At 75.1% G+C, this 25,243-nt stretch carries 23 protein-coding genes and 1 tRNA gene; 15 read left to right on the top strand and 9 right to left on the bottom strand.

The genetic code is table 11. From position 1 onward, the window contains the following. Positions 1-27 precede the first annotated feature (27 nt). Genes M3148_RS04250 through ccsB form a run of 5 tightly spaced genes read left to right on the top strand, consistent with a single transcriptional unit; the run spans position 28 to position 4,652 of the window. Entirely contained in the window at positions 28-726 is a 699-nt protein-coding gene (locus tag M3148_RS04250; RefSeq protein WP_251303421.1) for a histidine phosphatase family protein, read from the top strand. Continuing rightward, the gene (locus M3148_RS04245; RefSeq protein ID WP_251303420.1) at positions 723-1,307 is read left to right on the top strand and encodes a TlpA family protein disulfide reductase; all 585 of its coding nucleotides are present in this window, start codon (positions 723-725) and stop codon (positions 1,305-1,307) included. The genes M3148_RS04250 and M3148_RS04245 overlap by 4 nt, the downstream gene beginning before the upstream one ends. Further along, entirely contained in the window at positions 1,304-2,107 is an 804-nt protein-coding gene (locus tag M3148_RS04240; protein ID WP_251303419.1) for a cytochrome c biogenesis CcdA family protein, read from the top strand. Before M3148_RS04245 ends, M3148_RS04240 begins: the two co-directional genes overlap by 4 nt. Next, complete coding sequence (gene resB / locus M3148_RS04235) at positions 2,107-3,696, top strand: cytochrome c biogenesis protein ResB (protein ID WP_251303418.1); 1,590 nt, start codon at positions 2,107-2,109, stop codon at positions 3,694-3,696. The genes M3148_RS04240 and resB overlap by 1 nt, the downstream gene beginning before the upstream one ends. Beyond that, positions 3,693-4,652 (top strand): c-type cytochrome biogenesis protein CcsB, encoded by a 960-nt coding sequence (gene ccsB, locus M3148_RS04230; RefSeq protein ID WP_251303417.1) that lies wholly within the window; start codon positions 3,693-3,695, stop codon positions 4,650-4,652. Before resB ends, ccsB begins: the two co-directional genes overlap by 4 nt. Before the next feature lie 80 nt (positions 4,653-4,732). Here the strand turns inward: ccsB and M3148_RS04225 are convergent, their stop codons facing one another. Then, positions 4,733-5,125, bottom strand: a complete 393-nt coding sequence (locus M3148_RS04225) for a PLD nuclease N-terminal domain-containing protein (protein WP_251303416.1) — start codon at positions 5,123-5,125, stop codon at positions 4,733-4,735. A 69-nt stretch (positions 5,126-5,194) separates the two neighbouring features. Here M3148_RS04225 and M3148_RS04220 point away from each other — a divergent pair, with 69 nt between their 5' ends. Next, the gene (locus M3148_RS04220) at positions 5,195-5,473 is read left to right on the top strand and encodes a DUF4229 domain-containing protein (protein WP_251303415.1); all 279 of its coding nucleotides are present in this window, start codon (positions 5,195-5,197) and stop codon (positions 5,471-5,473) included. Here M3148_RS04220 and M3148_RS04215 read toward each other — a convergent pair. Both M3148_RS04215 and M3148_RS04210 read right to left on the bottom strand, forming a co-directional pair. Continuing rightward, positions 5,470-6,339 carry a 1,4-dihydroxy-2-naphthoate polyprenyltransferase gene (locus tag M3148_RS04215; protein WP_251303414.1) on the bottom strand — a complete coding sequence of 290 codons (870 nt, stop codon included), beginning with the start codon at positions 6,337-6,339 and terminating at the stop codon, positions 5,470-5,472. The two genes, M3148_RS04220 and M3148_RS04215, sit on opposite strands and share 4 nt — an antisense overlap. Before the next feature lie 40 nt (positions 6,340-6,379). Continuing rightward, positions 6,380-7,573 carry an AMP-binding protein gene (locus tag M3148_RS04210; RefSeq protein WP_251303413.1) on the bottom strand — a complete coding sequence of 398 codons (1,194 nt, stop codon included), beginning with the start codon at positions 7,571-7,573 and terminating at the stop codon, positions 6,380-6,382. 102 nt (positions 7,574-7,675) lie between these two features. Between M3148_RS04210 and M3148_RS04205 the strand changes: the two genes are divergently transcribed. Further along, the gene (locus M3148_RS04205) at positions 7,676-8,080 is read left to right on the top strand and encodes a DUF3048 domain-containing protein (protein ID WP_251303412.1); all 405 of its coding nucleotides are present in this window, start codon (positions 7,676-7,678) and stop codon (positions 8,078-8,080) included. Positions 8,081-8,315: 235 nt separating this feature from the next. Here the strand turns inward: M3148_RS04205 and M3148_RS04200 are convergent, their stop codons facing one another. After that, positions 8,316-9,263: a 1,4-dihydroxy-2-naphthoyl-CoA synthase gene (locus M3148_RS04200; RefSeq protein WP_251303411.1), complete on the bottom strand. Its 948-nt coding sequence runs from the start codon at positions 9,261-9,263 to the stop codon at positions 8,316-8,318. Positions 9,264-9,408: 145 nt separating this feature from the next. On the opposite strand from M3148_RS04200, the gene M3148_RS04195 reads away from it, so the two are divergent. From M3148_RS04195 to menD, 3 genes are read left to right on the top strand one after another with little or no spacing between them, the layout of a single operon-like run. After that, positions 9,409-9,966, top strand: coding sequence for a TetR/AcrR family transcriptional regulator (locus M3148_RS04195; protein ID WP_251303410.1), 558 nt, complete (start codon positions 9,409-9,411; stop codon positions 9,964-9,966). A gap of 36 nt (positions 9,967-10,002) precedes the next feature. Beyond that, positions 10,003-10,992 carry an o-succinylbenzoate synthase gene (locus M3148_RS04190; protein ID WP_308203210.1) on the top strand — a complete coding sequence of 330 codons (990 nt, stop codon included), beginning with the start codon at positions 10,003-10,005 and terminating at the stop codon, positions 10,990-10,992. Next, positions 10,989-12,653 carry a 2-succinyl-5-enolpyruvyl-6-hydroxy-3-cyclohexene-1-carboxylic-acid synthase gene (gene menD, locus M3148_RS04185; RefSeq protein ID WP_251303409.1) on the top strand — a complete coding sequence of 555 codons (1,665 nt, stop codon included), beginning with the start codon at positions 10,989-10,991 and terminating at the stop codon, positions 12,651-12,653. The genes M3148_RS04190 and menD overlap by 4 nt, the downstream gene beginning before the upstream one ends. Here menD and M3148_RS04180 read toward each other — a convergent pair. The 4 genes from M3148_RS04180 to M3148_RS04165 all read right to left on the bottom strand — a co-directional run bounded on the left by M3148_RS04180 (position 12,650) and on the right by M3148_RS04165 (position 16,387). Beyond that, entirely contained in the window at positions 12,650-13,129 is a 480-nt protein-coding gene (locus M3148_RS04180; protein ID WP_251303408.1) for an ATP-binding protein, read from the bottom strand. The two genes, menD and M3148_RS04180, sit on opposite strands and share 4 nt — an antisense overlap. 84 nt (positions 13,130-13,213) lie before the next feature. After that, positions 13,214-14,968: a SelB domain-containing protein gene (locus M3148_RS04175; RefSeq protein WP_251303776.1), complete on the bottom strand. Its 1,755-nt coding sequence runs from the start codon at positions 14,966-14,968 to the stop codon at positions 13,214-13,216. Further along, on the bottom strand, positions 14,968-16,272 hold the full coding sequence (gene selA, locus M3148_RS04170; protein WP_308203209.1) for an L-seryl-tRNA(Sec) selenium transferase: 1,305 nt from the start codon (positions 16,270-16,272) through the stop codon (positions 14,968-14,970). The genes M3148_RS04175 and selA overlap by 1 nt, the downstream gene beginning before the upstream one ends. 20 nt (positions 16,273-16,292) lie before the next feature. Next, a tRNA-Sec gene (locus M3148_RS04165) sits at positions 16,293-16,387 on the bottom strand. A 70-nt stretch (positions 16,388-16,457) separates the two neighbouring features. Here M3148_RS04165 and selD point away from each other — a divergent pair. The 4 genes from selD (at position 16,458) to nrfD (ending at position 22,826) form a co-directional block, all read left to right on the top strand. Continuing rightward, positions 16,458-17,453: a selenide, water dikinase SelD gene (selD, locus tag M3148_RS04160; RefSeq protein WP_251303406.1), complete on the top strand. Its 996-nt coding sequence runs from the start codon at positions 16,458-16,460 to the stop codon at positions 17,451-17,453. A gap of 65 nt (positions 17,454-17,518) precedes the next feature. Then, positions 17,519-20,818 carry a formate dehydrogenase gene (gene fdh / locus M3148_RS04155; RefSeq protein ID WP_251303405.1) on the top strand — a complete coding sequence of 1,100 codons (3,300 nt, stop codon included), beginning with the start codon at positions 17,519-17,521 and terminating at the stop codon, positions 20,816-20,818. After that, a complete protein-coding gene (locus M3148_RS04150) occupies positions 20,818-21,810 on the top strand; it encodes a 4Fe-4S dicluster domain-containing protein (protein ID WP_251303404.1) in 993 nt (330 codons plus the stop codon). The genes fdh and M3148_RS04150 overlap by 1 nt, the downstream gene beginning before the upstream one ends. Further along, complete coding sequence (nrfD, locus tag M3148_RS04145) at positions 21,807-22,826, top strand: NrfD/PsrC family molybdoenzyme membrane anchor subunit (protein ID WP_251303403.1); 1,020 nt, start codon at positions 21,807-21,809, stop codon at positions 22,824-22,826. The genes M3148_RS04150 and nrfD overlap by 4 nt, the downstream gene beginning before the upstream one ends. Before the next feature lie 148 nt (positions 22,827-22,974). Here the strand turns inward: nrfD and fdhD are convergent, their stop codons facing one another. After that, a complete protein-coding gene (gene fdhD, locus M3148_RS04140) occupies positions 22,975-23,808 on the bottom strand; it encodes a formate dehydrogenase accessory sulfurtransferase FdhD (protein ID WP_251303402.1) in 834 nt (277 codons plus the stop codon). 145 nt (positions 23,809-23,953) lie between these two features. On the opposite strand from fdhD, the gene M3148_RS04135 reads away from it, so the two are divergent. Further along, positions 23,954-25,240 (top strand): S1C family serine protease, encoded by a 1,287-nt coding sequence (locus tag M3148_RS04135; RefSeq protein ID WP_251303401.1) that lies wholly within the window; start codon positions 23,954-23,956, stop codon positions 25,238-25,240. Positions 25,241-25,243 lie beyond the last annotated feature (3 nt).

Below are 25,243 nucleotides of genomic sequence, written 5' to 3'. Positions count from 1 at the left end.
CCCCGGGGAGTTTGCGACACTAGGGACATGTCCCGAACGACGGTGCACCTGCTGCGCCACGGCGAGGTCCACAACCCCGGCGGCGTCCTGTACGGCCGGCTCGAGGGTTTCCGCCTGTCCGACCGTGGGCAGCAGATGGCGCAGCGGGTCGCCGAGGTCCTCCACGGCAACGGGCACGAGCTCCGCCTCGTCCTCGCCTCCCCGCTCCAGCGGGCCCAGGAGACGGCCCTTCCCACGGCCCAGGCCTTCGGCCTGGAGCTCGGCACCGACGAGCGGCTCATCGAGGCCGCCAACGACTTCGAGGGCACGACCGTCGGCAGGCAGCGGGCCACGCTCGCCAGCCCGCGCTACTGGCGCCGCTACGTCAACCCGGCCCGCCCCAGCTGGGGCGAGCCCTACCGCGACCAGGTCGCCCGGATGACGGCCGCCGTGGGCGACGCCCGCCGTCGCCTCGAGGCGCAGGACGGCGGCGAGGCGCTCCTCGTCAGCCACCAGCTGCCCATCTGGGTCACCCGCCTCTTCCTCGAGCGCCGCCCGCTGTGGCACGACCCCCGCAGGCGGCAGTGCTCCCTCGCCTCGCTCACCTCCCTCACCTTCGACGGCCCCCGGCTCGTGGGCCTGGCCTACTGGGAGCCCGCCGCGGACCTCGTCGCGGGCGCGCTCGACCTCCTGCCCGGCGCCTCCGGTGCGGCCGTGCCGCGTGCCGACGCCGAGGAGCGCGGATGAGGCGCCTGGCGCGCGCCCTCGCCGCCCTCGCCCTCACCGCGCTCGCCCTGTCCGGCTGCGCCCCGGCCGCGGAGACGCCGCAGGACTCGACCGGCGCGGGCTATCAGGCCGGTGACGGCTCGTGGACCACGTGGGAGCAGGGGGAGCGGACCGGCCCGGTCGAGCTCGTGGGCACCACCTACGACGGCGAGGAGGTGACGCTCGCGGACTGGCGCGGCGACGTCGTCGTCCTCAACTTCTGGTACGCCGCCTGCCCGCCCTGCCGCGCCGAGGCGCCCGACCTCGCCGCCATCGACGCGGACTACGCCGACGCCGGGGTCCGGCTGCTCGGCGTCAACCCGCGCGACGACCCCGCCACCGCGCAAGCCTTCGAGCGCAGCTTCGAGGTGCCCTACCCCAGCCTCCACGACGAGGCGGCGAGCGGGGTCGCGGCGCTCCAGGGCGTCGTCCCGCTCCAGGCCATGCCCACGACCGTCGTCCTGGACGCCGAGGGCCGGGTGGCCGGCCGCGTCCTCGGGCAGATCGACGCCGGCGTCGTCCGCGGCATGATTGACGACGTCCTCGCCGAGGCCGCCCGATGAGCTGGGACGGGCTGGCGCAGACCTTCCAGTCCGCCGTCCTCAGCGGCTCGCTCCTCGCTGCCGTGCCCGTCGCGCTCCTCGCCGGCGCCATCTCCTTCGCCTCCCCCTGCGTCCTGCCACTCATCCCCGGGTACGTCGGCTATCTCGGCGGGATGGCCGGCGCGCTCGGCCAGGGCCCGGGCGGCACCGGCCGCACGGCGACGGCGACGCGGACGTCGACGGGGCAGGGGCGCCTGCTCCTCGGCGTGCTCCTCTTCGTCCTCGGCTTCAGCGCCGTCTTCGTGCTCCTCGGCGTCGTCTTCGGGGCGCTCGGGGTGGCCCTGGCGCCCTGGCTCGACGTCATCACCCGGGTGATGGGCGTCGTCGTCATCCTCATGGGACTGGCGTTCATGGGCGCCGTGCCCTTCCTCCAGCGTGACCGCCGCCTCCACCTCAGCCCGCGGGCCGGCCTGTGGGGGGCGCCGCTGCTCGGCGTCGTCTTCGGGCTGGGCTGGGCGCCGTGCATCGGCCCCACCCTGTCCGCGGTCCTCCTCCTCTCCCTCGACGGCGGGGACCCCGCCCGCGGGGCGCTGCTCGCCGCGGCCTACTGCCTGGGCCTGGGCGTGCCCTTCGTCGTCATCGCGCTGCTCTACTCGCGCACGACGCGCGCGATGGGCTTCCTGCGCCGCCACCGCGTGACGATCATGCGGATCGGCGGAGCGCTGCTCGTCCTGGTCGGCCTCGCGCTCGTCACCGGGCTGTGGGGGCACTTCGCGAACTGGGTGCAGGGCCTGGTCGCCGGCTTCGTGACGGTGGTGTGATGAGCTACCGCCCCGAGGGCCTGCGCACGATGGACGAGGCCGACGACGCACCACCCGCCACGTCCGCCCCCGCCGGGATCGGCGTGCGCGGCTGGCTGCGCTGGGCCTGGCGCCAGCTCACCTCCATGCGGGTGGCGCTGCTGCTCCTCATGCTGCTCGCCCTCGCGGCGCTGCCGGGTGCCTTCTTCCCGCAGCGGCCGCAGGACCCGGCCGCCGTGGCGGCCTACTACGCCGACAACCCCGGTGCCGCCGAGTGGCTCGAACGCTTCGGCGTCTTCGACGTCTACGGCGCGCCGTGGTTCGCGGCGATCTACCTCCTCCTGTTCGTCTCGCTCATCGGCTGCATCCTGCCCCGCACGCGCGCCCACGTCCGGGCGCTGCGGGCGGCCCCCTCGCGCGTGCCTCGGCGCCTGGACCGGTTCCCGGTCCACGCCACCCACACGACGACGGCGTCGCCCGAGGAGGTGACCCGGGCGGTGCGCGGGGTCCTGGGCCGGCGCTTCCGGGTCGCCCAGACGCTGGACGGGATCAGCGCCGAGCGCGGCTACCTCCGGGAGACCGGGAACATCGTCTTCCACCTGTCCCTCGTGGGCGTGCTCGTCGCCCTCGGGGCCGGGCAGATGCTCAGCTACCGCGGGCAGGCCGTCGTCGTCGAGGGGCGCTCCTTCGCCAACGCCGTCGTCGACTACGACTCCTTCACCCCCGGCACGCTCGTCGACACCGACGACCTCGAGCCCTTCACCGTCACCCTCGACGAGCTCACCTCGGAGTTCACCTTGGACGCCCAGGCGCGCGACTTCGCCGCCGACGTCACCATCACCCAGCCGGACGGGGAGGTGCGGACCGACACGATCCGGGTCAACTACCCCATCAACGCGGCCGGGGCGAACGTCTACCTCGCGGGCAACGGCTACGCTCCGCACCTCACCGTGCGTGACGCCGAGGGGGAGGTCGCCTTCTCCCAGCCGGTGCCCTTCCTGCCGGAGGACGACTTCTACACCTCCCGCGGGGTCGTCAAGGTCCCCGACGTCTCGCCCGGTCTCGAGCAGCTCGGCTTCACCGGGTACCTGCTGCCCAGTGCCGTCGTCGACGAGGCCGGGGCCCGCTCGGTGCACCCGCAGCCCAACGCCCCGCTCGTCATCCTCGACGTCTACACCGGCGACCTCGGCCTGGACGACGGCGTCCCGCAGAACGTCTACGAGCTCGACACCGAGGGCATGACGCCCGTGGCGGTCGGGGAGGAGACCGCCAAGGTCCTCCTCGAGCCGGGCCAGTCGGTCGAGCTGCCCGACGGCCTGGGCACCATCACCTTCGACTCCCTGCCGCGCTTCGCCGCCCTCGACCTACGCTACGACCCCTCGCTCACCGTCCTGCTCGTCTCCGCGCTCCTCGCCATGGCCGGGCTGTCCGCGTCGCTATTCGCGCCGCGTCGCCGCCTGTGGGTGAAGATCAGCGAGGGCGACGCCGGGCGTACAGTTGTCGAGGCGGCCGCCCTCGCTCGCGGCGACGACCCCGGTCTCGAGCCCGAGCTCGAGCGAGTCATGACCGCAGTCCGGGCCGTCGCGCCCACGTCTCAGGAGGACACGTGAACGACCTCGGCCAGCTGAGCCTGCTGGCGATCTACGGCGCGATGGCCGCCTACGGCATCGCGATGGTCGCCTTCGGCATCGACCTGTCCGCGCTGCGTGACGGCGGCCCCGCCGACCGGCCGCGCAAGGCGGCGCGCGTGGCCATGACGACGACGACGGCGGGCCTGGCCCTGCACGCGATCGGCGTCGTCACCCGCGGGATCGCCGCCGGCCGCGTGCCGTGGGCGAACATGTACGAGTTCTCGATCGTCTTCACCCTCGTCGCGGTGACGACCTTCCTCCTCGTCCAGCGCTGGCGCGATCTGCGCTACCTCGGCGCGCTCGTCATCACCCCGGTGCTCCTCGCGCTCGGCCTGGCCGTCTCCGTCCTCTACATCGAGGCCGACGGCGTGCGCCCTGCGCTGGATCACTACTGGCTCGTCATCCACGTGTCCGTCGCGACGACGGCGATCGGCGTGTTCTCGGTGGCCGCCGCGATCTCGGTGGTCCAGCTCGTCAAGGCCCGCGGCGAGGCCGGCCGAGCCGTGGCCGAGCGTGAGCCCGCCGTCGCCCTCGCCGGCGGCTCCGGCGGCGCGACTGCCGCCACCGATGCCGCGGCCACGGAGCGTGACCGCGGCTTCTGGGGCCGGCTCGCCGACGTGCTGCCCAGCTCCGCCGAGCTCGAGCGCCTGGCCTACCGGCTCAACGCCGTGGGCTTCCTCCTGTGGACCTTCACGCTCATCGCCGGCGCCATCTGGGCCGAGCACGCGTGGGGCCGGCCGTGGAACTGGGACCCCAAGGAGGTCGGCACCTTCGTCGTGTGGGTCGTCTACGCCGCCTACCTCCACGCCCGCGCCACGCGCGGCTGGGACGGACGCAAGGCCGCCTACCTCGGCCTGTCCGGCTTCGGGCTGCTGCTCGTCAACTACTACGTCGTCAACCTCTTCGCCGACACGGTCCACGGCTACGCCTTCTGAGCCGCCGAACCCACCCCGCTACGCCGAGAGCCGGATTCCTCCACGGAGGAATCCGGCTCTCGGCGTCGACGGGGGAGGGCTCAGCGGGGGCCGGGCTCGCCGTCCTCGGTCGTCCCGTCGTCGTCGGTGTCCGCGTCGGCGGCCGGTTCGGGCGCCGACGGCTCGACGGCTCGACGGCGGCCGAGGCCGGCGAGGAACTCGGGGTCGTCGTCGGGGGCGAGCGGGCGTGGCGCGGGCCGGCGCGAGGGGTGGGCGACGGTGCCGCCGCCTCCCCGGACCTGGCCGGTGGCTTGGCGGCTCACCCGGCTTACGACGAGCCAGGCCAGGGCCCCGGCGCCCGGGAAGACGACGATGAGGACGACCCATACCGCCTTGGGCAGGCCCACGGGCATGTCGGCGTCGTCGGAGCGGACGCAGTCGACGAGGGCGTAGACGACGAGGGCGACGAGGAGGATGACCGGCAGGAATCTCATGTTCCCTCCAGCCTAAGCCGAGAGAGCAGCGCCGGGGGCCCGGCCCGGACGGCGACGTAGGCTGGTGGGGTGCCCATCCTGCGTTACACGCTCCTGCGCCTCGCGCTCGTCGCCGGCGCCTTCGCGCTCCTGTGGCTGCTCGGCCTGCGCGGCTGGCTCGTCGCCGTCGTCGCGATCATCGTCGGGGCGCTGCTGTCCTACCTGCTCATCCCGCGCCAGGCCGACGCCGCCGCCGCTGTCATCGCCGAGCGCCGCCGCCGCACGGCGGACTCCCTCGACGAGGCCATCGCCCAGGACGCCGCCGAGGAGGACGCCATCATCGACGGCGAGGGCCGCCGCACGGACTAGAGGAGCAGGCCCAGGCCGAGCAGCACGCCGTAGCCGAGCTCGAGGAGCCCGGTGTCGCGCAGCACGACGATGAGCTCGCGGCCCTGCGCCCCGCCGAGCACCACCCGCGCCTGGTGCAGGACCACCGGCACGAGCAGGAGCGTGAGGAGCGCCCACGGGTGGGCCGGGGCGAGGGCGACGGACAGCACGAGCGGCACGGCGACCATGGCGACGTAGCCGAGGCGCGCGCGCCGCTCCCCGAGCCGCACCGCCAGGGTGCGCTTGCCCGCGACGGTGTCGGTGGGGATGTCGCGGACGTTGTTGACCATGAGGAGCGCACAGGCGATGAGGCCGATGCCGACCGCCCCGGCCACCGCCGCCCACGACACGGTGAGCGCCTGCGTGTAGGTCGTGCCGAGCGTCGCGACGAGGCCGAAGAAGACGAAGACGCCCACGTCGCCGAGACCGCGGTACCCGTAGGGGTTGCGGCCTCCGGTGTAGTACCAGGCCGCGACGACGCACAGCGCGCCGACGGCGACGAGCCACCAGGTGCCCGCGAGCGCGCACAGCACGAGGCCCAGCACGGCGGCGAGCCCAAAGGACGCGAAGGCCGCAGCCTTGACCGTCCCCGGTCGCGCCGCGCCCGAGCCGGTGAGGCGCGGGGGCCCGGTGCGGACGTCGTCGGTGCCGCGTACGCCGTCGGAGTAGTCGTTGGCGAAGTTCACGCCCACCTGGAGCGCGAGGGCCACACCGCCGGCGAGCAGGGCGCGGGGGACGGAGCCGAAGCCGAGGTCGTAGGCGGCGCCCGTGCCGACGAGGACGGGGGCGGCAGCTGCGGGGAGCGTGCGGACCCGCGCACCCTCCACCCAGTCGGCGAACGTGGCCATGGAGCTCCTTGCTGGGGGACGGCGTCCAGGGTATCGGCCGTCAGGGCATGCGCTCGGCGCGGGGGTCGGCCGCGGTGAGGAGCTCGGTGGCCAGCCGGGCGGCGGCCAGCCGGTCGACCTTGCCCGGCCCGCGCAGCGGCAGCTCGGGCAGCCGGACGAGCGCCCGCGGCGCGTGGTGGCGCCCGAGCCGGGCGGCGACGTGCTCGCGCACCTGCGCCAGGGAGGGCACGTCGTCACCCGCGACGACCGCGGTCACGAGCGCCCCCCAGTGCTCGTCGGGGACACCGACGACGACGGCCTCCTCGGCACCGGGGAGCTCCCCGAGCGCCTGCTCGACAGCGGCGGCGGACACGTTGAGGCCTCCGGTGACGAGGACGTCGTCGAGGCGGCCGAGGACGGTGAGGGTGGCGCCGGTGAGGGAGCCGCGGTCGTTGGTCCGCAGCCAGCGGCGGCCGTCGCGCTCGCGGAAGGTGTCGCGGTCGGCGGCGGGGTCGTCGAGGTAGCCGCGGGCGAGGACGGGGCCGGCGAGCCAGATCCGGCCCTCGGCATCAACCTCGACGTCGACGCCGTCGAGCGGGACGCCGTCGTAGACGCAGCCCCCGCCGGTCTCCGTCATCCCGTAGGTCGTGACGACGGGCACGCCGGCATCCCGGGCGGCGGTGAGGAGGGCGCCGGCGGTGCGGGCGCCGCCGACGAGCACGGCGGCGAGGCCGCGGAGGGCGGCCACGGCGTCCTCGTCGGCCATGACGCGGGCCAGCTGCGTGGGGACGAGGGAGAGGTACCCGGGCACGTCGGAGCGCAGGCGGCGCACCGCGGCCGCGAGGTCACCGGCGCGGAAGCCGGCGGAGGTGTCGAGGACCACCGGCTCGGTGCCCGCGACGACGGAGCGCACGAGCACCTGGAGGCCCGCGACGTGGTGGACCGGCAGGCAGGCGACCCACTGGCCCGGGCCGGCGAGCCGCGCGGACGTGGCTCGGGCCGAGGCGACGAGTCCGGCGCCGTCTAGCGCGACGAGGTGGCCGGTGCCCGAGGTCGAGCCGGACGTCGCCACGAGGGCCGCGACGCCGGCGCGCGCGGTCCGCGCGGGGGGTGGGGGCGCCAGCGGGTCGGTGACCCGCAGCGCGGGCCCGGTGCCCTCCAGCGCCTGCGGCACGGCCGCGAGCACGGCAGTGACGGCGGGCACGCCGGTGCCGCCGGGGAGCACGGTGACCGGGCGGCTGTCCTGGGACCTCATGCCGTCAGGCTATGACCCCGCGCGAGCACCGTCCCCGTGCCGGCACGGGGACAGGGAGGACGACATGGCAGGACGAGCCCGCCGGCTCGCGGCGCTGACGGGATGCGCCTCCTCGGTGTTGCGCGGGTCCGCCACCCCGAGCATCGCCGCGACGACGGTCGCCCCGCGCCCGAGGCCGTCCCCACGTGGCCGCTCACCGGTGTGCCCGTGGAGGACGCCGAGGAGCGGCCGGTCATGGCCGTCAAGGTCGACAACACCGTCGTCCACTCCCGCCTCCCCGAGGTGGTCGGGCCGATCCACTCGGCGCGGCCGATGGACCCCGGCATCGCCGCCCCGCTCGGCGGCCGCAGATCATCTCCGGTGGCCGGCCGCGCTCACTCCTGGGACGACGTGGGTCGAGCTCGTACGGGTCGACCGGGGAGGCGCCGACATCCAGCGCTGAGTGCGGTCGTCCGAAAGGGGGAGATTGGCTTCATGCCCGGGCAGGACCGGAAATGCGCGGAATAGGTGCTGGTGGCCGATGCCCCGGACGCGCGCGGCGCGGCATGCTGGTACCCGTGACCGCGCTCCACGAGCTTCTTCCGATGTCGCAGGGGGTGTGGCAGGCACGGTAACGGGGGGCGTGCCCGCTTCACGCAGGAGTGGAGGCCTGCGCGACGCGGCACGTACAAGGCTGTACCCGCAGCGGCTGTCAGGGATGGAGGGCCCGGGCGCTGCGGGTACAGCCGCTTTTTTCGTGCGGTCAGTAGTAGTACGGGAAGCGTGACCAGTCGGGGTCACGGCGTTCGAGGAAGGCGTCGCGCCCCTCGGCCGCCTCGTCGGTCATGTAGGCCAGCCGGGTCGCCTCGCCGGCGAAGACCTGCTGGCCCGCCAGGCCGTCGTCGACCATGTTGAAGGCGAGCTTGAGCATCCGGATCGCCTGGGGCGACTTGCCCGCGACCGTGAGGGCCCACTCCAGGGCCGTGGACTCGAGCTCGGCGTGGTCGACGACCTCGTTGACCACGCCCCAGCGCTCGGCGTCCTCGGCGGAGTACTCGCGGGCGAGGAAGAAGATCTCGCGGGCACGCTTGTCCCCGGCCTGCCGGGCCAGCAGCCCCGAGCCGTAGCCCGCGTCGAAGGAGCCGACGTTCGCGTCGGTCTGCTTGAAGCGGGCGTGCTGCCGGGAGGCGACCGACAGGTCGCACACGACGTTGAGAGAGTGCCCGCCGCCGGCGGCCCAGCCGCTCACCGCGGCGATGACGACCTTCGGCATGGTCCGGACGAGGCGCTGGACCTCGAGGATGTGGAGCCGGCCGGCGCGGGCCGGGTCGATCTGCTCCCGTCGCTGCGCGGTGCCCGCCAGCGGGTCGGCGTCCTCGGTCTCGTAGCGGTAGCCGTCGCGGCCGCGGATGCGCTGGTCCCCGCCCGAGCAGAAGGCCCAGCCGCCGTCCTTGGGACTGGGGCCGTTGCCGGTGAGGATGACGGCGGCGACGTCGGAGGTCATGCGCGCGTGGTCGAGCGCGCGGTAGAGCTCGTCGACGGTCTGCGGGCGGAAGGCGTTGCGGACCTCGGGCCGGTCGAAGGCGATCCGGACGGCGGGCAGGTCCCGGCCGTCGCTGACGGCACGGTGGTAGGTGATGTCGGTGAGGTCGAAGCCCTCCACCGGGCGCCAGGCGCTCGGGTCGAAGGGCTGGGGCACGGGCTCGCTCATGCGCACCACCCTAGGCGGCGGCGCCCGCCCGTCGCGGACCGGAAGACCGGCTGCGACTGTACGCTCGTCCCGTTCTGTGGTGGTACGGACGTACTGGAGGATGCCGTGGCGCGGGTCGTGCTCGTGATGTCGGGGCTGACGAGCGGTGAGTGAGCCGTCGGCCGAGCAGGGCAGGGGTCCGCGCCGCCGGGCGGCCCTCGTGGAGGCCGCCGCCTCGCTCGTCCTCGAGCGGGGTCCGGCCGAGGTGACCCACCGGCGGGTGGCCGAACGGGCGGGCGCGTCGCTGTCGGCGACGACGTACTACTTCCGCGACCTCGAGGAGCTCCGGGGCGCCGGTGCGCGGCTCATTGCCGAGCTGTGGGCCGAGCAGGCCGAGTGGGCCGCCGAGCGCGCCGAGGAGGGGCCGCTGGGCCGGGAGGAGGCGCTCGAGCTGCTCTGCGACGCCGTGCTGCCTCCGCCGGCTGGCGTGCGCGGGCACTACGAGCAGCTCGCCCGCGCCGGCCGCACCAGGGACGTCGCGGAGGCCTACCGGGCGGGCCGGGAGACCATCGGCAGCGCCGTCGGCCGCCTCCTCGCCGCGACGGGGAGCAGCTGCCGCGCGGAGGTGGCGCTCGCCGTCGTCGACGGCGCCGTCCTCGCCGCCCTCAGCGAGGGCCGCGACCCGCGTGCGGAGGCCCACCGCCTCCTGGCCCTCGCCCTCTGAGCGCCCCGCGGCCCCTCGCCGCCCTATCCTCGGGAGGTGACCTCCTCGCCCGGGTGCCCCGCCGTCCCGCCGCCCGTCGCCGTCTGGTCCAGCCCGATGACCACACGCTTCCGCGGCCTCACCACCCGGGACGGCGTGCTGCTGCGCGGGGAGGCCGGCTGGGGGGAGTTCTCCCCGTTCTGGGACTACGACGACGCCGAGTCCCGCCCGTGGCTGGCCGCCGCCCTCGAGGCCGCCGAGCTCGGCTGGCCAGCCGCCGTCCGGGACCGGGTGCCCGTCAACGTCACCGTTCCCGCCGTCGGGCCCGAGGAGGCGGCCGCCATCGTCGCGGCGAGCGACGGCTGCAGCACGGCCAAGGTCAAGGTTGCCGAGCCCGGGCAGGACGTGGCCCACGAGCAGGCCCGCCTCGAGGCGGTCCGCGACGCCCTCGGCCCGGGCGGGCACATCCGCATCGACGCCAACGCCGCCTGGGACCTCGACACCGCCCTCGAGCGGCTCGCCGTCCTCGACCGCGCGGCCGGCGGCCTGGAGTACGCCGAGCAGCCCTGCGCCGCCGTCGAGGACCTCGCGGCCCTGCGCCGCCGCACCGACGTCCCGATCGCCGCCGATGAGTCGATCCGGCGCGCCGAGGACCCCCTCGCCGTGCGTCGGGCCGAGGCGGCCGACGTCGTCGTCCTCAAGGTGCAGCCGCTCGGTGGTGTGCGCGCCTGCCTGCGGCTGGCCGAGGAGGTCGGGCTGCCCGTCGTCGTGTCCTCCGCCCTCGAGTCCTCGGTGGGCATCGCCGCCGGCGTCGCGCTCGCCGCCGCCCTGCCCGAGCTCCACCACGCCTGCGGGCTCGGCACCGTCCGGCTGCTCCAGCGCGACACCGTCCCCGAGCCGTTCGTCCCGCACGGCGGCTACCTGCCCGTGACGACCGCCGTCCCGACCGCCGAGAGCCTCGCCGCCGTCGCCGCGCCGCCGGACGTCAGCCGCCGCTGGGGCGCCCGCCTCGCCGACGTCGCCGCGCTGGCGGGGGCGAGCCGGTGAGCGCCGAGGCGCCCGCGGCCCTCCTCGCCCGCGAGCTCGTCACCGAGCTCGTCCGCGGCGGGGTGCGGCACGTCATCCTGTCGCCGGGCTCACGCAGCGCCCCGCTCGCCTACGCGCTCCTCGCGGCGCACGACGCCGGGTGGCTGCGCCTGCACGTGCGCGTCGACGAGCGGGTGGCCGGGTTCGTCGCCCTCGGCCTGGCCCGCGCCGACGGCGTGCCCGCCGCCGTGGTCACGACCTCCGGCACGGCCGTCGCCAACCTCCACCCGGCCGTCCTCGAGGCCGCGCACAGTGGCGTCCCCCTCGTCGTCGTCAGCGCCGACCGCCCCCACGAGCTGCGCCGCACCGGCGCCAGCCAGACCACCGAGCAGGTCGGCATCTTCGCGGCCGCCCCGCGCTGGCAGGCGGACCTGCCGGCGGACACGCCCCCGGCCGCCACCCGCCAGGTGGTCGTCCGGGCACTCGCCGCCGCGACCGGCGCGCGCTCCGGTGACCCCGGCCCGGTGCACCTCAACGTCGCCTTCCGTGACCCGCTCGTGCCGGGCACGGCCTGGCAGCCCGGGGACCCGCCCGCACGGCGGGACGTCGTCGCGGTCCGTGAGTCCGGTGGCACGGTCGACGTGCCCGCGGGTGGGCGCACGGTCGTCGTCGCCGGTGACGGCGCGGGCGCGGAGGCCACGCGTCTCGCCGAGGCCGGGGGCTGGCCGCTGCTCGCGGAGCCGACCTCCGGCGCGCGGACCAGCACCCACGCGGTCGCCGCCTACCGGCTCCTCCTCGCCGAGCTGGGCGAGGAGGTCGAGCACGTCCTCGTCCTTGGGCACCCCACGCTCTCGCGGCCCGTCAGCGCGCTGCTCGCCCGCCCCGGTGTCGACGTCGTCGTCGTCGCCCCGACCGGCGCGGTGTGGCCCGACGTCGCCGGCACCGCCGCCCGGGTCGCGGGTGGTGTGCGCGTCCTTACCGGCGACGACGACGGCGCCTGGTTGGCGCGGTGGCAGCGGGCCGGAGCCGCCGCCGAGGAGGTGCTGGCCGCGCACGACGAGCTGGACGGGCTCAGCGTGGCCCGGACCGTGGCCGAGTCCGCCGCCGCCGCGCACGCGCAGGGCCGGCGCGGGGCCCTTGTCCTCGGCTCGTCGATGACGGTCCGGGACTGGGACCTCGCCGTCCCCGCGCTCCCGGTGGGCCTGCGAGTGGTCGCGAACCGCGGGCTGGCCGGCATCGACGGCACGATCGCCACGGCGACCGGCCTCGCGCTCGCCACCGCCGCCCCGGTCCGGGTGGTCCTCGGCGACCTCACCTTCCTCCACGACGCCGGCGCGCTCCTGCGCGGCACCCTCGAGGAGGAGGTCGACCTCCAGGTGGTCCTCCTCAACGACCGGGGTGGCGCGATCTTCGCGACCCTCGAGCACGGGGCCCCGGAGCGGTCGGCCACCTTCGAGCGGGTCTTCGGCACGCCCCAGGAGGTGGACGTCGCGGCGCTGTGCGCCGGCTACGGCGTGCGGCACACCGCGGTGGCGAGCAGGGCGGAGCTCGCGGACGTGCTGGCCGAGCCGGTCGTCGGGCGCTCCGTCGTCGAGGTGACGCTCGACCGCACGCAGCTGCGCGACCAGCGGGAACGGCTCGCGGAGCGCGTGGGCCGGGCCGTGCGGCGGGAGCTCGGCTAGGCCCCGGCCGCCGCAGGTGCCTGGGGTAGGAAGGTCACCCAGATGTGCTTGGTCGTGCGCGTCGTGTACCAGCCGACCTCCTGGCCGAGCCGCCGGGCGATCTGCAGCCCGAAGCCCCCGGCTCCCGGGGCGCGGCGGCCGGCGAGCACCGGGATGGAGCGCGGGTCGTGGTCGGCCACCTCGAGCAGGTTCCGGGCGCCGTCCGAGCCCAGCGTGACGATCGTCGGCGGGCGGCCGTGCTCGACGGCGTTGGCGGCGAGCTCGGAGGCGACGAGGATCATCCGCTCCGGCACGACCGCCAGGGCGCCGCGCGCGGGCGAGCCGTCACCCCCGATGGCCTCGCGGAGCTCGCGGCGGACCTGCGTGATCTCCTGCGCCGTCGACAGTTTCCATCGGCGCACCGTCACGTACTCCGGGGGCGGGCTGGAGGGGACGAGCCTCTCGTCGGAGTCGGTGCGGTCGTCTCGGTGAGGCATGGCGTCCTTCGTCCAGGGCACGTCGGGGCACGTACGAGCATGCGACAGGCTCGCACCACCGGCGACCGCAGGACCGCGGCCGGCTCAGCTTCCGGTGAGCCGACGGCGGTCGTCGGGCAGCCGGCGCGTGCGGCCGGTGCGGTCCAGGTGCGCGAGGAGCGGGAGGACCACCCGGCGGCTCGTGCCGAGGTGGCCGCGCGCCTCGCTCACCGTGAAGGGCTGGGGGAGCTCGGCCAGCTGCTCGGCGGCGAGAGCGTCGGTGCCCGCCAGGAGGACGACGCCCGGCGCGGGGCACAGGAGGAGCCCGGCCCGCACGGCCGCGCCCTGCACCTTCGGCGTGAGGCCGAGGGCGGGCAGCTCGTCGGCCGCCGGTGCCGCGAAGGGCGCGCCGTCCAGCCGCTCACGGAGCGCTGCGACGGCCGCGCGGACGTCGGCGGGCACGTCGTCGGCGCCCGCCGGCCGCACCCGGCCGGCCTCCACGCGCAGCGGCTCCGCGACGACGGCGGCGGCGAGCTCCGCCGTCGGCAGCCCGAGCCGCTCGGCCAGCGCGGCCAGGGTGAGTGCCGGCTCCAGCGGTGCGGCCGCCGCGTGCTCGGTGACGACCTCGACCGCCGTCCGCGCCGCGGCAGCGGCACGCTCCGCGGAGACGAGCCACCCGCCGGCGGCCACCACCCCCGGCGGCGGCGGGTCGACCGGCACGCCGATCCTCGTGAGCAGCTCGGCGGCGACGACGCCGCGCCGCGTGACCTCGGCAGCGGCGTCCGCCTCGCCGTGCGCGCCCGACAGCGCGTCGGCGCGCAGCCGCGCGGCGCCGCGGCGCTGCAGCGGCGGAGGAGCCGGGTCGAGCACGGTGACGGCCCACAGCCGCCGGGTGCCCGGGTCGCGCAGCAACGCCCGGTCCCCGACCCGGAGGGGCAGCGGCCGCTCGGCGGTGAGGCGGGCGAGCCCCGGGCCGAGGGGCCGGTGATGGACGCTGAGCACCGTCGACCCGAAGTGGAGCAGCGGCCGCTGGGGCGGCTCACCGGTTCCCAGCCGCACCTCGCCGAGCCGCACGTCGAGGACCTCGGTGTGGTGCCAGGCACCGGGGCTGACGAGGGCCTCGCCCCGATCCACGCGTCCGGACACGTTGAGGGCCACCCGCGCGGGACCCTCCACCTCCTCGACGGGCCGTCCCAGGGACTGCACCGCGCGGACGCGGTGCCCGCCCCGGGAGGAGGAGAGCCCGTCCCCGGGCCGCAGCCGCCCGGCGGGCAGCGTGCCGGTGACGACGGTCCCGGCGCCCGGCATCGAGAAGCTGCGGTCCACCCACAGCCGCACCGGCTCGTGGGCCGGCGGGCGGGGCAGGCCGGCGAGCATGGTGGTGAGGGCCTCCCGCAGCTCCGCGACGCCCTCGCCGGTGCGGACGGAGACCGTGACGGCGGGGGCGCCGCGCAGGGACGTCGTCGCGAGCTCGGCCAGGGCGCGCTCGCGGGCGGGGGCCGGGTCGGCGAGGTCGGCGCGCGTGACGGCGAGGACACCGTGCGTCACGCCGAGGGCGTCGAGGGCGGCGAGGTGCTCGGCGGCCTGCGGCATCCACGGGTCGTCCGCGGCGACGACGAGGAGCACGGCGGGCACGGGGCCGAGCCCCGCGAGGGTGGTGCTGATGAAGCGCTCGTGGCCCGGGACGTCGACGAAGGCGACCTCACCGGCGCCGGGCAGGGTGGTCCACGCGTAGCCGAGCTCGATGGACAGGCCGCGCCGCTGCTCCTCCTCCAGCCGGTCCGGCTGGAGGCCGGTGAGCGCCGTGACGAGGGCGGACTTGCCGTGGTCGACGTGGCCCGCCGTCGCGACGACGTGCATCACCCGGCACCCGCGGCGGCGACGGCGCGAACCGCGGCGACGACGTCGTCGTCCTGCTCGGGCGGGACCGCGAGGAGGTCGAGGAGCAGGCGGCCGCGGTGGGCGCGGCCGAGGACCGGCATCGGGCCGGTGCGCAGCGGCTGCGCCCAGGCGGCGTCGACGGCGACGGCGGCGCTGGCGAGCTCGACGCCGGGCGCGCCGCCCCCGCCGACGGCCGCGACGCTCGGCACGGCGTCCGCAGCGATATGCGGCCCCAGCGCCGCCGCGATCCGGCGCGCGCGTTCGAGGAGCGTCGCGGGGTTCGCGTCCAGCCCGGCCGGCACGGGCGGGACCGGGCCGCTCAGGGTGGCCTCGAGCGCGGCGAGGGTGAGCTTGTCGACCCGCAGCGCGCGGGCAAAGGGGTGACGCCGCAGCCCCTCGACCACCGCCGCCTCGCCGAGCAGCAGCCCGCACTGCGGGCCACCGAGCAGCTTGTCGCCGGACGCCGTGACGAGCGTGGCCCCGGCCCGCAGCGTGGCCGACGCCGAGGGCTCCCGCGGCAGCCGGGGGTGCGGCGCGAGGAGGCCCGAGCCGATGTCCGCGACGACCGGCACCGGCAGCGTCGCCAGCTGCTCGACGGGCACGCTCGAGGTGAAGCCGGTGACCGCGAAGTTCGAGGGGTGCACCTTGAGGACGAAGGCGACGTCCCCGCCGTCGACGGCGGCCGCGTAGTCCTCCAGCCGCACCCGGTTCGTCGTGCCGACCTCGCGCAGCCGCGCGCCCACCGACTCGAGGAGCTCGGGGATGCGGAAGCCGTCCCCGATCTCGACGAGCTCCCCGCGCGCGACGACGACCTCCCGCCCCGCCGCGAGGGCGAGCGTGACGAGGGCGAGCGCGGCGGCCCCGTTGTTGACGACGTGGACCGCCCCGGCGTCGGGCACCGCCCCGGCCAGTGCCTCCAGCGCCCCGCGCCCGCGCCGGCCGCGGCGCCCGGTCGCGAGGTCGAGCTCGACGTCGGTCGTGCCCGCCGCCACCGTCAGCGCCTCGACGGCCGCCGCGGACAGCGGCGCCCGGCCGAGGTTCGTGTGGACGAGCACCCCGGTCGCGTTGACGACCGGACGCACCGTCGTCGCCGTCGTCGGGAGCAGGTCCAGGGCAAGGGCGACGACGTCACCCGGCTCCGCGCGTCCTTGCCGGCACTCCTCGATGGCCGTGCGCACCGCGTCCTTGACGAGCGCGGGGCCCAGCCGCTCGGCGGCGGCGGCGAGGGTGGGATCGGCCAGGACGGCGTCGGTGCGCGGCGTCGCGCGCCGGGGATCGGGCACCACGGAGCTCCCTGGGTCGGTGGCGGAGGCGGACGGGAATCGAACCCGCCTGGCCGAGGTCCTCGACCACAACGGCTTTGAAGACCGCGCCCGTCACCAGACGAGGTACGCCTCCGCGGAGCAGCCTAGCCAGGCCGGGGCGCGAGCGCAGGTGATCGCCCGGGAAGCGGCCTAGGGTGGCCCGAGTGACGACTGCCACGTACCCCGAGCTCCGCCTCACCCAGCACGCCTCAGGGGGAGGGTGCGCCTGCAAGGTCCCGCCGGGGGAGCTCGAACGGGTTCTCGGCGGCCTGCCCACGAGCACGCACCCCGACCTCGTCGTCGGCATCGAGAACGGCGACGACGCCGCGGTGGTCCGCATCGACGGCACCCGGGCCGTCATCGCGACGGCGGACTTCTTCACCCCCGTCGTCGACGACCCCTACGACTTCGGCCGCATCGCCGCGACCAACGCGCTGTCCGACGTCTACGCGATGGGCGGCACGCCGGTCGTCGCGGTCAACCTCCTCGCGTGGCCCCGCGACCGCATCCCCTTCGACGTCGCCGCGGAGGTGCTGCGCGGGGGAGCGGCGGTGTGCGAGGCGGCCGGCACCGTGCTCGGTGGCGGCCACAGCGTCGACGACCCCGAGCCCAAGTACGGCCAGGCGGTCACCGGCATCGCCGACGCCGACCGTCTCCTGCGCAACGACGCCGGCCGCGCCGGCCTGCCCCTCACGCTCACCAAGCCGATCGGCCTGGGCGTCCTCAACAACCGGCACAAGGCCACCGGAGAGCGTTTCGAGGAGGCGATCGCCGTCATGACCACGCTCAACCGGGACGCCTCCCTGGCGGCGCTCGCGGCCGGTGTCCAGGCCGCCACCGACGTCACCGGCTTCGGCCTCCTTGGGCACCTGTACAAGCTCGCGCGGGCGAGCGGCGTGAGCGCCGTCGTCGACTCCGCGGCGGTCCCCTACGTCACGGGCGCCCGGGAGTCCTTCGCCGCCGGCTACGTGCCCGGCGGCAGCCGCCGGAACCTCGAGTGGGTCCGTCCCCACCTGCGCGCGGACGTCGACGACGACGAGCTCGTCCTCCTCGCCGACGCGCAGACCTCCGGGGGGCTGCTCGTCGTCGGGGAGCTGCCCGGGCACCCCGTCATCGGGGAGCTCGTCCCCGCCGAGGAGTGGACCGTGCGGGTGCGCTGAGCCGTTCCCGTGCGCACGTCGGAGGTGCGCGCTACGGTGACCGGGAGCACACGAAGGGGGCGATGATGGCGGCATTCCTCGGCTGGCCGGTGCTGCGGCAGCTGACCGGCACGGACGTGCTGGGCCGGGGCAAGGCCGCGCGGTCCCGCAAGACCGACCAGATCAGGCCGCGCACCGCCACCGCCGACCGCGTCGCCCGCAGCGTCTGCCCCTACTGCGCCGTCGGCTGCGGGCAGCGGGTCTTCGTCAAGGACGAGAAGGTCATCCAGATCGAGGGGGACCCGGACAGCCCGATCTCCCGCGGCCGGCTGTGCCCCAAGGGCTCGGCGAGCAAGAGCCTGGTCACCAGCCCGGACCGCCTGGAGACGGTCCGCTACCGGCGCCCCCACGGCACCGAGTGGGAGGACCTCGACCTCGACACGGCGATGGAGATGATCGCCGACCGCGTCCTCGCCACCCGCGCCGCCACCTGGCAGCAGACCGACGCCGAGGGGCGTCACCTGCGCCGCACCATGGGCATCGCTGGCCTCGGCGGCGCCACGCTGGACAACGAGGAGAACTACCTCATCAAGAAGCTCTTCACCGCGATGGGCGCGGTACAGATCGAGAACCAGGCCCGTATTTGACACTCCGCCACGGTCCCCGGTCTGGGGACCAGCTTCGGCCGGGGCGGTGCGACCGGTTTCCAGCAGGACCTCGCGAACGCGGACTGCATCATCATCCAGGGCTCGAACATGGCCGAGGCCCACCCGGTGGGGTTCCAGTGGGTGATGGAGGCCAAGCGGCGCGGCGCCAAGGTCATCCACATCGACCCCCGGTTCACGCGGACGAGCGCGCTCGCGGACACCTTCGTGCCGATCCGGGTGGGCACGGACATCGTGTTCCTCGGCGCGATCATCAGCTACGTCCTGCAGCACGAGCTCGACTTCCGCGAGTACGTCCTCGCGTACACGAACGCGGCGTCGATCCTCTCCGAGGACTACCTCGACACCGAGGACCTCGACGGCCTGTTCTCCGGCTTCGACCCCGAGACCCGCACCTACGACACCTCGACCTGGCAGTACGCCGGCGCGGAGGGCGCTGGTGAGGACGAGGACGAGGTCGCCGAGAACAGGGCCACGGCCTCGGGACTCCAGCACGAGTCGCACGGCATGCCGGTGGGCGAGGAACCCGAGCGTGACGAGACCCTGCGCCACCCGCGCACGGTCTACCAGGTGCTCAAGCGGCACTTCTCCCGCTACACCCCCGAGCTCGTCGCAGAGACGTGTGGCATCTCCCCGGAGCAGTTCCACGAGGTCGCCGAGGCGTGGGTCGCGGCGTCCGGACGGGAGCGGACCACCGCGCTCGTCTACAGCGTGGGCTGGACCCAGCACAGCGTCGGCGCCCAGTACATCCGAACCGGTTCCATCCTCCAGCTGCTGCTGGGAAACATGGGCCGCCCGGGCGGCGGGATCATGGCGCTGCGCGGCCACGCGAGCATCCAGGGCTCCACCGACATCCCCACCCTGTTCAACCTGCTCCCGGGCTACCTCGAGATGCCCAACGCCGCCTCCCACCCGGACTACGCCAGCTGGGTGGAGAGCATGTCGATGCCGGGTGCCAAGGGCTTCTGGGGCAACGCCTCCGGGTACGCCGCGAGCCTGCTCAAGGCGTACTGGGGGGAGCACGCCACCGCGGAGAACGACTTCGCCTACGACTACATGCCCCGGATCAGCGGTGACCACGGCACCTACCGCACCGTGCTGGACATGATCGAGGGCTCGGTCAAGGGCTACTTCCTCCTCGGCCAGAACCCGGCGGTCGGCTCCGCGCACGGCAAGGCCCAGCGGCTGGGCATGGCGAACCTCGAGTGGCTCGTCGTGCGTGACCTGTACGAGATCGAGAGCGCGAGCTTCTGGAAGGACTCCCCGGAGATCGAGACCGGCGAGATCGTCACCGAGGAGTGCGGCACCGAGGTCTTCCTCCTGCCCGCCGCCTCCCACGTGGAGAAGGAGGGCAGCTTCACTCAGACCCAGCGCATGCTCCAGTGGCGGGAGAAGGCGGTCGAGCCCACCGGGGACCGCCGCTCGGAGCTGTGGTTCTTCTACCACCTGGGCCGCATCATGCGAGAGCGTCTGGCACAGGGGAACCTCGAGCGCGACCGTCCGCTCCTCGACCTCGCCTGGGACTACCCGGTGCACGGCGAGCACGACGAACCCAGCGCCGAGGCGGTGCTCAAGGAGATCAACGGCTACGAGGTCGCCACCGGCCGCCCGCTGTCGAGCTTCACCGAGCTGCGCGGCGACGGCACCACCGTGGGCGGCTGCTGGATCTACACCGGTGTCTTCGCCGACGGCGTCAACCAGGCTGCCCGGCGCAAGCCCGGCCGCGACCAGGACTGGGTGGCCCTGGAGTGGGGCTGGGTGTGGCCGGCCAACCGCCGGATCCTCTACAACCGCGCCTCCGCCGACCCCGAGGGCCGGCCGTGGAGCGAACGCAAGGCTTACGTGTGGTGGGACGAGGAGAAGGGGGAGTGGACGGGCCACGACATCCCCGACTTCGAGCGGACCAAGCCGCCCACCTACCGCCACGAGCCCGGGGCCACCGGCGTCGAGGCGATCGATGGCACCGATGCCTTCATCATGCAGGGCGACGGCCGCGGCGCACTCTTCGTCCCCTCGGGGCTCGTCGACGGCCCGCTGCCCACCCACTACGAGCCGGTCGAGTCGCCCTTCCGCAACTCGCTGTACGGCCAGCAGGCCAACCCCACCCGCATCGAGTACCGCGAGCCGATCAACCCGATGAACCCCAGCCCGCCCGGCAGCGGAAGTGAGGTGTTCCCGATCGTCTTCACCACGAGCCGGCTCACCGAGCACCACACCGCGGGCGGGATGAGCCGCACCCTGGCGTACCTCGCCGAGCTCCAGCCGGAGATGTTCATCGAGGTGTCCCCGGTGCTGGCCGAGGAGCGCGGGCTGGAGCACCTGGGCTGGTGCCACGTCGTCACCGCACGCGCCGCCGTCGAGGGGCGCGTCGTCGTCACCGACCGGCTGCGTCCCCTGCGGGTGGCGGGCCGCACCGTCCACCAGGTCTGGCTGCCCTACCACTGGGGCAGCCGGGGCCTGGTGACGGGTGACGCCGCCAACGACCTCTTCGGCATCAGCCTGGACCCCAACGTCCTCATCCAGGAGACGAAGGCGGGCACCTGTGACGTGCTGCCCGGACGCCGTCCTCGCGGCCCCGCGCTCCTCGAGATGCTCGCGGGCTACCGGTCCCGCGCCGGCACGGACGTCGAGCGGCCGATCGTCACGGCCGACCCCCGGGCCGTCGTGCGGTCCGACGTCTCCACGGACACCCCAGCCGGACCAGCCGAAGGGAGCCCATGATGGCGAACAGCCTGTTCGGGCCGGTCAACCCGGCGCTCGACGCCGGCTACGAGGACCCGCCGCCGCGCAAGGGCTTCTTCACCGACACGAGCGTGTGCATCGGCTGCAAGGCCTGCGAGGTCGCGTGCAAGGAGTGGAACCTCGTGCCGGGCGGGGAGGACCTCGACCTTCTCGGCCAGTCCTTCGACAACACCGGCTCCCTCGGCGCCAACACCTGGCGCCATGTCGCCTTCATCGAGCAGCAGCGGCCCACCGTCAACCTCGGCATGCCCGGCAGCGGCCCGCCCGCCCCCACCGGGGGCCAGGGCACGAGCATGCCGCCCGGCACCGTCGCCTCCGCCCCGCAGACCGACACGGGCGGCCCCGACGGCTCCGGTCCCCAGATGGCGGACGAGGAGGGGGCGCAGGCCGACTTCCGGTGGCTCATGTCCTCCAACGTGTGCAAGCACTGCACGCACGCCGGGTGCCTGGACGTGTGCCCCACCGGTGCCCTGTTCCGCACCGAGTTCGGCACCGTCGTCGTCCAGGACGACGTGTGCAACGGCTGCGGCTACTGCGTGCCGGCCTGCCCCTACGGGGTCATCGAGCGGCGCCGCGGCCCGGCCGGGGCGCTCAACGTCGGCATCGCCCAGAAGTGCACCCTCTGCTACGACCGCCTCGGGGACGGCCTCCAGCCCGCCTGCGCGCAGGCCTGCCCCACCCAGTCCATCCAGTACGGCGACGTCGACGAGCTGCGCGAGCGTGCCGAGCGGCGTCGCGCGGAGCTCCACGAGCAGGGCGTGGCCGAGGCCCGCCTCTACGGCCACGACCCGAACGACGGCGTCGGCGGCACCGGTGCCTTCTTCCTCCTCCTCGACGAGCCGGAGGTCTACGGCCTGCCGCCCGACCCCGTCGTCCCCACCCGCGACCTGCCGCAGATGTTCAACCGCGCCACCGCCGCCGCCGGGGCGCTGCTCGCCGGTGCAGCGCTCGCCTTCCTGGGGAAGCGATGACGGCGACGCATGTCGGTGGGCGCCGTCCCCGCACCCGCCGGGACCGCTCCGAGCAGCAGCCGGTGCCGGAGGCCGAGTTCACCTCCTACTACGGACGCCAGGTGGTCAAGCCCGCGCCGTGGGACGTGCGCATCCCGCTGTACATGTTCGCGGGCGGGGTCGCGGCCGGGTCCTCGCTCCTCGCCGCGGGCGCCCAGCTCACCGGGCGTCCGGCGCTGCGGCGGGCGGGGCGCCTCAGCGCCGCGGGCGCGCTCGGCGTCAGCCTCGGCGCGCTGGTGAGCGACCTCGGGCGTCCCGAGCGCTTCCTCAACATGCTGCGCACGGTCAAGCTCACCTCGCCGATGTCCGTGGGGACGTGGCTGCTGAGCATCTACGGCGCTCCCGCAGGTGTCGCCGCCCTCGATGAGATCGCACGCGTCGCCGGGCTCGACGGCGGTCCGTCGCGCCTGCTGCGCACCGTCTCCGGTCCCACGGGCGTGCTCGCGGCGCTCACGGCCCCGCCGGTGGCCGCGTACACCGCCGTGCTCCTGTCCGACACCTCCACTCCCACGTGGAAGGCCGGGTACCGGGAGCTGCCGTTCGTCTTCTGCGCGTCGGCAGCGGCCGCGTCCGGTGGCGTGGCCATGGTCGCGACGCCCGTGGCCCAGGCGGGCCCCGCACGGCGGTTGGCGGCGGCGGGCGCCGTCGTCGAGCTCGTCGCCGAGCAGGTGATGGAGCGCTCGATGGGGCTCATGGCCGAGCCGCTCCACAGCGGGACCGGAGGGCGCTACATGCGGGCCGCCAAGGCGTTCACGGCGGCGGGCGCCGTCGGCACGCTGCTCGGCGGGCGGCGCCGGTGGGCTGCGGTCCTCAGCGGCGCGGCGCTCGCGGCCGGGTCCTTCTGCACCCGGATGGGCATCTTCGAGGCCGGCCAGGCCTCCGCGCGCGACCCGAAGTACACCGTGGTGCCCCAGCGCGAGCGTGTGGAGCGTGGTGAGGAGGTGCGGTTCACACCGCGAGGGCAGGAAAGCACGTGAGCGACGCCGTCGCACGCGCGGTCACGATGCGTCGCACGTCTTCCTCATCACCAGGCGCCAGGAAGGGCGAGCCGTGATCGGAAAGGGCGTCCCAAGCTGAAAAGAGGGTGCGGGCACGGGCGCGGCGGGACAGGTCGGCGGCGACCGCTCAGGACACGATGCGCTCGCGGCCGACGTAGACGTTGGCGGAGTCGCCGCGGCTGAAGCCCACCAGCGTCATCCCCACCCCGGCCGCGAGCTCCACCGACATCGCCGAGGGCGCGCTGACCGCGGACAGCACGGCGATGCCGGCCATGTGGGCCTTCTGGACGAGCTCGAAGGACGCCCGGCCGGAGACCTGGAGCACGCAGCGGCGCAGCGGCAGGCCACGCTCGCGCAGCGCCCAGCCCACGACCTTGTCGACGGCGTTGTGCCGGCCCACGTCCTCGCGCAGGCACAGCAGCTCCGCCCGCCCGTCGTCGGCGACGGCGAAGAGCCCGGCCGCGTGAACCCCGCCCGTCTCGGCGAAGAGCCGCTGCCCGGTCCGGAGGCGGTCGGTCATGGCGAGCAGCTCGGCGAGAGGCACGCGGACGTCGTCGGCGACGGGGAAGCGGGAGGCGCGGGTGACGGCGTCCATCGACGACGTACCGCAGATGCCGCACGCGCTGGAGGTGTAGACGTGGCGCTCGTGGGAGGTGCCTGGCGGTGCGACACCCGGGGACAGGTGGACGTCGACGATGTTGTAACTGCGGGTGCCGTCCGAATCGACCCCCGGTCCGTAGGCGACGCCGGACACCTGCTCCGCGTCCCACACCACCCCCTCGGAGACGAGGAAGCCCAGCGCGAGGTCGAAGTCGTCGCCCGGGGTGCGCATGGTGACGGTCCACGCGGTGCCGTCCACGCGCAGCTCCATCGGCTCCTCACCGGCGAGGACGTCGCTGCGTGGGCGGCTGGTGCCGTCGACGGAGAGCCGCTCGACGCGGTGCCGCCTGGTCCGTCGCACCCGTCCTCCTCGCCCGGTCGTCCGGCCTCGATCGTATCCGCGGCGTGCGCGCGGCGCCCTACCCAGGAAGCTCCCAGGGAGCACCCAGAGCCGGACAAGGTCCGGGGTGTTCCCTAGGGATACAGGCAGACCCAGGAGGACCACCATGACCCACTTCGGCAGCACCGGCGACGCGCGACGCGACGCCTACATCGCCCGCGACGAGCGGGCCGCCCGCGAGCAGGCGGAGGTCGACGCCATGCTCCTGGGCGCTCCCAGCCTCCCCGCCCCCGACCCCGTGACCCGCGTGCCCTCGGTCGACGAGCTCGCCGAGCGCCGCGCGAGCCGCGTGCTCCCGCACGGCCGCCGCCGCGGCTGGGCCGCCCTCGGTGGCACCGCCGCGACCGCCGCGCTCCTCGCGAGCCTCGGCACGGCCACCGTCACCGGTGCCTTCGACTCACCTGCGCTCGACACCCCGACGGCGGCGGCGCCCACGCAGGTCGTCCCCGCCAGCTCGACGTCGGCCACCCCGGACTGGCAGGCGGTCACCGCCGCCGTGCGCGAGTCGGTCGTCGCCATCGACGTCACGACCGCGTCCGGGCAGGGCCAGGGCTCCGGCGTCGTCATCGACGACGAGGGGCACGTCCTCACCAACAGCCACGTCGTCGACGGCGCTCGCGAGCTCACCGTCTCCCTCGCCGACGGCCGCCTCTACGAGGCCGCGCTCGTGGGCCAGGACGAGACGACCGACCTCGCCGTCGTCCGGCTCGTCGACCCGCCGGCCGACCTCTCCCCGGCCACGCTCGGCAGCTCCGCCGACCTTGCCGTCGGCCAGGGCGTCCTCGCGGTCGGCAACCCGCTCGGGCTGGACTCGACGGCGACCACCGGCATCATCTCCGCCCTCGACCGCCCGGTCGTCACGCAGAGCCGCACCCAGTCGGTCGTGACGAACGCGATCCAGATCGACGCCGCGGTCAACCCCGGCAACTCCGGCGGCCCGCTCTTCGACGCGAGGGGGCAGGTCATCGGCATCAACAGCTCGATCGCCACGCTCTCCGGTGGCGGCGGTCAGTCCGGCAGCATCGGGCTCGGCTTCGCGATCCCGGTTGACCAGGCCGCCGACGTCGCCCAGCAGCTCGTCGAGGACGGCAGCGTCGAGCACGCCTTCCTCGGCGTCGGGCTCACCGACACGACGGTCGAGGCTGACGGCGTCACCCGCGCCGGCGCTCGGGTCGAGCAGGTCGAGCAGGGTTCGCCCGCGGCCGAGGCGGGCCTGCAGCGCGGCGACGTCGTCACCGCGATCGACGACCGCGCCGTCGACGGCTCCGCCGCCCTCACCGGCTACGTCCGCCAGTACTCCTCCGGCGACGAGGCGACCATCGACGTCGTCCGCGACGGCAAGCTCACCCGGGTCGACGTCACCCTGGCAACAAGGCAAACCCCCACCCCCTAACCC

This window comes from Georgenia satyanarayanai (genome assembly GCF_023715365.1).
In the GTDB taxonomy this organism is placed as follows: domain Bacteria; phylum Actinomycetota; class Actinomycetes; order Actinomycetales; family Actinomycetaceae; genus Oceanitalea; species Oceanitalea satyanarayanai_B.
This window is presented reverse-complemented; position numbering and strand designations above follow the sequence as displayed.